Source organism: Rhodococcus sp. EPR-157 (assembly GCF_001647195.1).
GTDB lineage: Bacteria > Actinomycetota > Actinomycetes > Mycobacteriales > Mycobacteriaceae > Rhodococcoides.
Map to the genome: position 1 here is coordinate 1 of NZ_LVCV01000613.1, position 6,276 is coordinate 6,276.

The window sequence follows — 6,276 nt, forward strand, 5'->3', positions numbered from 1 at the left end:
CCCAGGTGCTGACGAGGTCCCCGAGCTACGACGAGCTGATCGCCCGTACCCAGTGGTGGGGTCGGCAGATGCTCATCTGGGGTGTGCACGTCCATGTCGGAGTTTCGTCCCAGGACAAGGTCTTTCCGATCCTCAACTCGCTGCTGCTTCAGTACCCGCATCTGCTGGCGCTGTCGGCATCGTCGCCGATCTGGGCAGGCAACGACACCGGTTATGCAAGCAATCGCGCGCTGATGTTCCAACAGCTCCCGACGGCAGGTCTTCCGTTCCAGTTCGAGGACTGGGCACAGTTCGAGGGTTTCGTTCGCGACCAGATGAAGACCGGCGTCATCGAACAACTCGGCGGAATGCACTGGGATATCCGACCCGCACCGAAGTGGGGGACCATCGAGGTCCGAGTGTGCGACGGTGCATCCACCAAACGTGAACTGGCTGCGCTGGTCGCGCTGACACATTGCCTCATCGTCGATCTGGACGAGCGTCTCGAAGCAGGCGAGACGCTCCCGAGCATGCCGCCGTGGCACGTCCAGGAGAACAAGTGGAGAGCCGCACGGTATGGGCTCGACGCCGAGATCATTCTCGACGCGAGCAGCAACGAGCGCCTGGTCACCGACGATCTGAACGACTTACTCGAGCGGCTTACTCCGACAGCGATTCGGCTCGGATGTGCCGACGAACTCGCCTCGGTCGCCGACATTCCCAGACGGGGTGCGTCGTATCAGCGGCAGCGACGTGTTGCCTCCGAATCGGGCGGAGATCTGCGAGCGGTCGTCGAGTCTCTGGTGACCGATTTGCAGCAGCCCTAGCGGTCTCGATGTAAACAGCTGTTCATCCACCGTTTACTATTGGCGGCGTGCTGCAGGGGGACGAGCGGAAAGCAAGCGTGACCGGGCGCACGGACCTGCGCGTGTACGGTCTCGGTGCCATCGCTGTCGTGCTGTTCGTGGGGGCGCTGCAGCTTGCGGCGACGATCAAGGGCTTCCCCGGTCCCGTTCCCAGTCTGTGGAACGACCTCGTCGGAACCCCGAAGTCGATGGCGGTCCCGTGGGGCGGTCTGGCGTTGGCGTTGGTCGGGGTGAACGCCCGGACGCGGATCTGGGCACTGTCCCTGGCTGTGGCAATAGACATCGTCGGCGCCGTTCTCCGACTCGACGCAGGCCGACCGTTTGCCGTAGGCAACGGTGCAGTCATCGTGTTGGCGGGCCTGGCGATGGTCACCGCGTGGCGCAGAGATGTGAGCGGAATCAGGTCGATCTGCCTCGGAGGGCTGCTCATCCTGGCCACGAAGGCCGGCGACGCGTGGCTGCAGATCACGACCATCGCGCGGCCGTACGTCCTCGACGAGTACGCCCAGCTGGCCGACCACGCTCTCGGGAACCCGTCGTGGATGGTGGCGAGTGGGCTCGAAATGCTGGGGCCCGGCGCGTACGCAGTGTTGCACTGGGTCTACATTCAGCTGCCGGTCGCCGCCATCGCCATCGCGATCTACCAGCTGCGTGGCGTTGCGTCCGGTCGCCAATGGCCCTCGCATCATCTGGTACGGACATTCCTGTTGATCGGGCTGGTCGGCCCGATCTTCTACATCCTGTTTCCGGTCGTCGGACCCATGTTCGCGTTCGGTCCCGCAGGTGAGGGCTTCCAGGTCGCAAATCTCTGGCCGACGGTGGTGCCGTTCGACACCTCGCCGTCGGCTATCGCGTTCGACGCGGAAACCCCGCGCAACTGCATGCCCAGCCTGCATACGGCGTGGGCGCTCAGCCTGTTCATCCACTCCCGGCGTGGTCCGTGGTGGCTGCGGTGGGGCGGAACCGCGTGGCTCGTGTGCACGCTGGCGGCGACGTTGGGCTTCGGATACCACTACGGCGTCGATCTGGTCGCGGGAGTGGTGCTGTGTCTGACGCTCGAATCGATCCTCCGCGATCCCGAGCGTGGTTGGGACAGCGGACGGATCCGACTGGTGGCCTACGGCTCTGCGGTCATGGTTACGTTGTTGCTGAGCTACCGGTACCTGGCGGTGCCGATCGGTACCTATCCCGAACTGTTCGGCCCCGCGATCCTTGCGTTGATGGCATCGGTCGTCGTGATGTTCTACGCAACGTTCTTCGCCGCACCCGGGTCCGCGCTCGCGATCCGGGATGGACGGGCAGGCGGGGAGATGTTCAGTCCCGCTCGGTCTCCATCTCGTTGATGATCAGCAGACCGTCTCGACCCCGCTGTTCCCGATAGGCAACGCGTCCGACGGTGTGTGCGATGACAGGCGCTGTAGCCAGCGTGAACACTCCGACGAGGACCAACATCCAGATATCGACGTTGCCTCGTAGTTCGATGATGGCGCCGGTCAAGACCAGCAACAGGCCGACCACCTGAGGCTTGGTGGCTGGGTGCATTCGAGACAGCGTGTCGGAGAACCTGACAATGCCCACCGCGGCGGTGAACGCCAGGATGGCTCCGAGCAGGATGAACACTGCCGATATCACGTGCAGGATGGTGCTCATTCGTCCCTCACTCTGAAACGTGCAACGCTGACCGATCCGACGAAGCTCACCAGGGACAGCGCGACGATTGCGGGGACGATGGTGGTGTCGAGGCTGTAGACCGCCCACAGGGCGAGGCTGCAGATGGACACCGCGAGGATCGTGTCCATCGCTACCAGACGGTCGAGAGAACTAGGTCCGGCGAGCAGTCGGTACGTGGTGATGATTGCCGCACCGATGAGCAGGGTTCCGGCAATCGCGAGAACGATCGTCACTTCCAGTCCCCCTTTCGTTCGTCGTCGACTTTCTTGTCGTCGCGGTCGTGCTGTGTGGTTGCGTCGTCGTCGCCGAGGACTCCGTGGTATCGCTCGTACTCCTGAAAGTGCAGCGGACTCGGTTTCCAATCGGAGTCACGCTCGAATGCGGCGATGAAGAGCTTTTCCAGTCTTCGCACCGAGCGGTAGAAGGAATCGACCGCCTTCTGGGTGCCCATGTCGAGGACATGTACATAGATCAGCCGTCGAGTTTGGTCGATTTCCAGCACCATGGTGCCTGGAAACATGTTGAGGCCGTCCACGAGAAGCGTGAGCACCAGGTCTGACTTGATCGCTATTCTGCAGCGCAGGACCCCGGTCACCGGAGGTGCCTTCGGGCGGATCGCGAGCCACGCGACATTGACGCTGGACTCGGCTGCAAGATAGATGTAGACCGCGACCAGCCTGATAAGGGACAGAACGTGGATGCGCCCTTCCACCGGTACCTTCGGCAGCGGTAGCAGCATCATGATGCCGAGCCCGACAACCATGCCGCCCAAGACATTGGCGACGCTGACGTTGCCCCACAACAGGACCCAGACTGCGGTCAACCAAGCAAGCGTCCACAGGCGAAGCAGCAGAAAGCGGTTCGGTAGCCTCATCGTCCGGCCTCTTCTCCAGCAATTCGATCCGTCAGCCGGTCGCCGACGAACTCTGCACCGCGGACCGCGTCGATGTAGACCGACCGGTCCCTCAGGTCCACCGCTGCCCGGTCGCTGATGTCGATGATGCGACCGGCGAACACCGTCAGCGCCAGTCCGACGATAACGAGCCCCGCCGTCGGGATGAGCATGAAGGCCGGGATGCGGCCGACGTCCTCGCGGTCGGCGAGCTGGATGTCGCTGGAATCGTCGATGAGCGCAGACGGGCTGTTGTCCGCCAGGTCGCCCTCGGGTGCGTCGGCGCGGGCTCGCCAGAACGCCTTGGTCCACACACGAGCGACGACATACAGCGTCAGGAGGCTGGTGACCGTTCCACCTGCGACGAGAATCCATGCGAGCACGCTGCCCTGCGCACTACCGGCCTGGAGCAGGGCAACCTTGCCGATGAATCCCGAGAACGGCGGAATGCCACCCAGATTCAGTGCAGGCACCAGGAACAGGATGGCGATCACCGGGCTTGCGGCGGCAAGGCCACCGAGTCGCCGCAGAGACGACGACCCCGCCTGACGCTCGATGAGGCCGACAACCAAGAAGAGGGTCGTCTGGACGATGATGTGGTGCGCGACGTAGTAGATCGCGCCCGACAATCCTGATTGCGTCGACAGTGCGACGCCGAACACCATGTAGCCGATGTGGCTGACGAGAGTGAACGACAACAGACGTTTGATGTCGCTCTGCGCAAGGGACCCGAAGATGCCGACGAGCATTGTGAGCAAACCGCACACCATCAGAACGTTGTCGAGCGATCCGTCGGGGAAGAGCAGCGTGTGCGCGCGAATGATCGCGTACACACCGACCTTCGTCAGCAACCCGGCGAACACCGCGGTGACCGGCGCCGGTGCGGTCGGGTAGGAGTCGGGCAGCCACGTCGACAGTGGGAACACCGCAGCCTTGATTCCGAACGCGACGAGCAGAACAGCGAAAATCGCGGTCCTGGTTCCTGTCGGGATGTCGTCGAGGCGAGTGGCGATGTGCGCCAGATTCAGCGTTCCAGTGGCGCCGTACACGAGTGCGATGCCGACCAGGAAGATCAGCGAGGACACCATCGACACCATGACGTACGAAACACCCGCCCGGACCCGATCCGCGCTCGCCCCCAACGTCAGAAGCACGAACGACGCGGCGAGCAGAACCTCGAAGCCGACGTACAGGTTGAACAGATCGCCCGCGAGGAAGGCGTTGCAGATACCCGCGGTCAGTGCGAGATAGGTGGGCAGGAAGATGGACACCGGCTGGTTCTCGTCGCCGTCGCGAATGCCCTGTCCGATCGAATAGATCATCACGGCGAGCAGCACGATAGAGCTGACGACCAGCATCATCGCGGCGAGTCGATCCACCACGAGCGAGATTCCGATGGGGGAGTCCCACCCGCCGACCTGCAGTGCGGACGTACCGTCACGGTCGGCGAGATAGAGCAGCGCCCCGGACACGGCAACCACGGCGACGAGTGCAACGACGGTGATGAGTCGCTGAACTCGCGGACGCCGGCCTGCGACGAGCGTGAGGGCCGCCGCGAACAGCGGAATCAGAACCGGTAGCGGCGTGAGGACGTCGATCGCGCCCGTGGAGACGGTCATTTCTCGTCTCCCTTCGAGCCGGTGTTGTCAGTTACTGCACTGGTGTCTTTCAGGGCACTGTCGATGCCGTCGAGACCCCGCATCTCGGGTTCGTCGTCGTCATCGTCGAAGTCGCCTTCGTGCAGATCCTCGTAGCATTCGAGATCTTCGATGTTCTTCAATTCCTCGATCGGTATGGGGTTGCCGCGAGAGTCGAATGCGTCGCCGCCGAAGCTCGGCTCGCCCGTGACCGGGTCGTCCGAGCGGTCGCGGTCGGGGGCCTCGGCCATGGATCGACGCTTGGAGACCTTGGTGTCCTCCGGGTCGTTCTCGACGTCGTCCCTGGTGTTGAGCGTGTACGAGCGATACGCCAGCGCAAGGACGAACGCCGCGATACCCATGGTGATGACGATGGCGGTGAGAATCACTCCCTGCGCCAACGGATCTGCCATGGTCTCGTGGATGGAGGTGTTCCTGCCGACGATCGGTGGGTTTCCGGGAGGCCCGCCGACGGTGAGGAGCAGGATGTTGACGCCGTTGCCGAACAGCAGCAGGCCCAACAGCATCTTGGTGATGGAACGCTCGAGGAGGAGATAGACGCCGCACGCGGCGAGAGCGCCGGCCACGATCAGCATTCCGAGATTCGCGGTCATCGGACATTCTCCTGGCGCTGCATTTCCACCTGTGCATCGAGACGAGCGCCGAGGCTTCGGAGAACGTCGAGTACGAGACCGACCACGATGAGATAGACGCCGAGGTCGAAGAACAGAGCGGTGACGAGCTTGATGTCACCGAGAAGCGGCAGCGTCACTTCGAATGTCGCCGACGACAATACGGGCGCCCCGAGGAACATCGACGTGACCGCGGTGCCGACCGCGAACACCAGTCCGAGGCCGAGAATCTTGCCTGCGTCGATCGGGACAGCCTCACCGAGCTCGTATCGCCCACCGGCCAGATATCGCAGCACGAGCGCGAGCCCAGCCGTCAGGCCTCCGGCGAATCCGCCGCCTGGCGCATTGTGTCCGGAGAAGAAGAAGTACACCGAGAGCACCATGATGGTCGGGAAGATCAACCGGGTGGTGACCTCGAGTACGAGCGAGCGATGCCGCGGATCGATGAGATCGCCGCCGAGCAGCCATGTCGTGTCCGATCCGACGCCGTTGTCGTTGCCCGTGTTGGGGGCGTCGGCGACCCGCGGAGCGCTGCCGAACCGACGGTTGCGAAACACAAGGCTCGCGACGCCGGTCGCGGCCACGAGCAGTACCGAGAT

At 63.5% G+C, this 6,276-nt stretch carries 8 protein-coding genes; 2 read left to right on the forward strand and 6 right to left on the reverse strand.

The annotated features are described in order from the left end of the window. Window positions 1-806: glutamate--cysteine ligase (locus A2J03_RS26505; RefSeq protein WP_068380267.1), on the forward strand; the 806-nt coding region annotated here is incomplete at its 5' end. A gap of 38 nt (window positions 807-844) precedes the next feature. After that, on the forward strand, window positions 845-2,188 hold the full coding sequence (locus tag A2J03_RS26510; RefSeq protein WP_156520601.1) for a phosphatase PAP2 family protein: 1,344 nt from the start codon (window positions 845-847) through the stop codon (window positions 2,186-2,188). Here A2J03_RS26510 and A2J03_RS26515 read toward each other — a convergent pair. The 6 genes from A2J03_RS26515 to A2J03_RS26540 all read right to left on the reverse strand — a co-directional run. Continuing rightward, window positions 2,160-2,495, reverse strand: coding sequence for a monovalent cation/H(+) antiporter subunit G (locus A2J03_RS26515; protein WP_068380269.1), 336 nt, complete (start codon window positions 2,493-2,495; stop codon window positions 2,160-2,162). The two genes, A2J03_RS26510 and A2J03_RS26515, sit on opposite strands and share 29 nt — an antisense overlap. Next, on the reverse strand, window positions 2,492-2,749 hold the full coding sequence (locus A2J03_RS26520; protein ID WP_068380271.1) for a monovalent cation/H+ antiporter complex subunit F: 258 nt from the start codon (window positions 2,747-2,749) through the stop codon (window positions 2,492-2,494). The genes A2J03_RS26515 and A2J03_RS26520 overlap by 4 nt, the downstream gene beginning before the upstream one ends. Further along, the gene (locus A2J03_RS26525) at window positions 2,746-3,390 is read right to left on the reverse strand and encodes a Na+/H+ antiporter subunit E (RefSeq protein ID WP_068380273.1); all 645 of its coding nucleotides are present in this window, start codon (window positions 3,388-3,390) and stop codon (window positions 2,746-2,748) included. The genes A2J03_RS26520 and A2J03_RS26525 overlap by 4 nt, the downstream gene beginning before the upstream one ends. Further along, window positions 3,387-5,027 carry a Na+/H+ antiporter subunit D gene (locus A2J03_RS26530; RefSeq protein ID WP_068380277.1) on the reverse strand — a complete coding sequence of 547 codons (1,641 nt, stop codon included), beginning with the start codon at window positions 5,025-5,027 and terminating at the stop codon, window positions 3,387-3,389. The genes A2J03_RS26525 and A2J03_RS26530 overlap by 4 nt, the downstream gene beginning before the upstream one ends. Next, on the reverse strand, window positions 5,024-5,659 hold the full coding sequence (locus tag A2J03_RS26535) for a Na(+)/H(+) antiporter subunit C (RefSeq protein ID WP_068380279.1): 636 nt from the start codon (window positions 5,657-5,659) through the stop codon (window positions 5,024-5,026). The genes A2J03_RS26530 and A2J03_RS26535 overlap by 4 nt, the downstream gene beginning before the upstream one ends. Continuing rightward, the coding region (locus A2J03_RS26540; RefSeq protein ID WP_331712405.1) for an MnhB domain-containing protein at window positions 5,656-6,276 on the reverse strand (621 nt) is incomplete at its 5' end. The genes A2J03_RS26540 and A2J03_RS26535, both read right to left, overlap by 4 nt.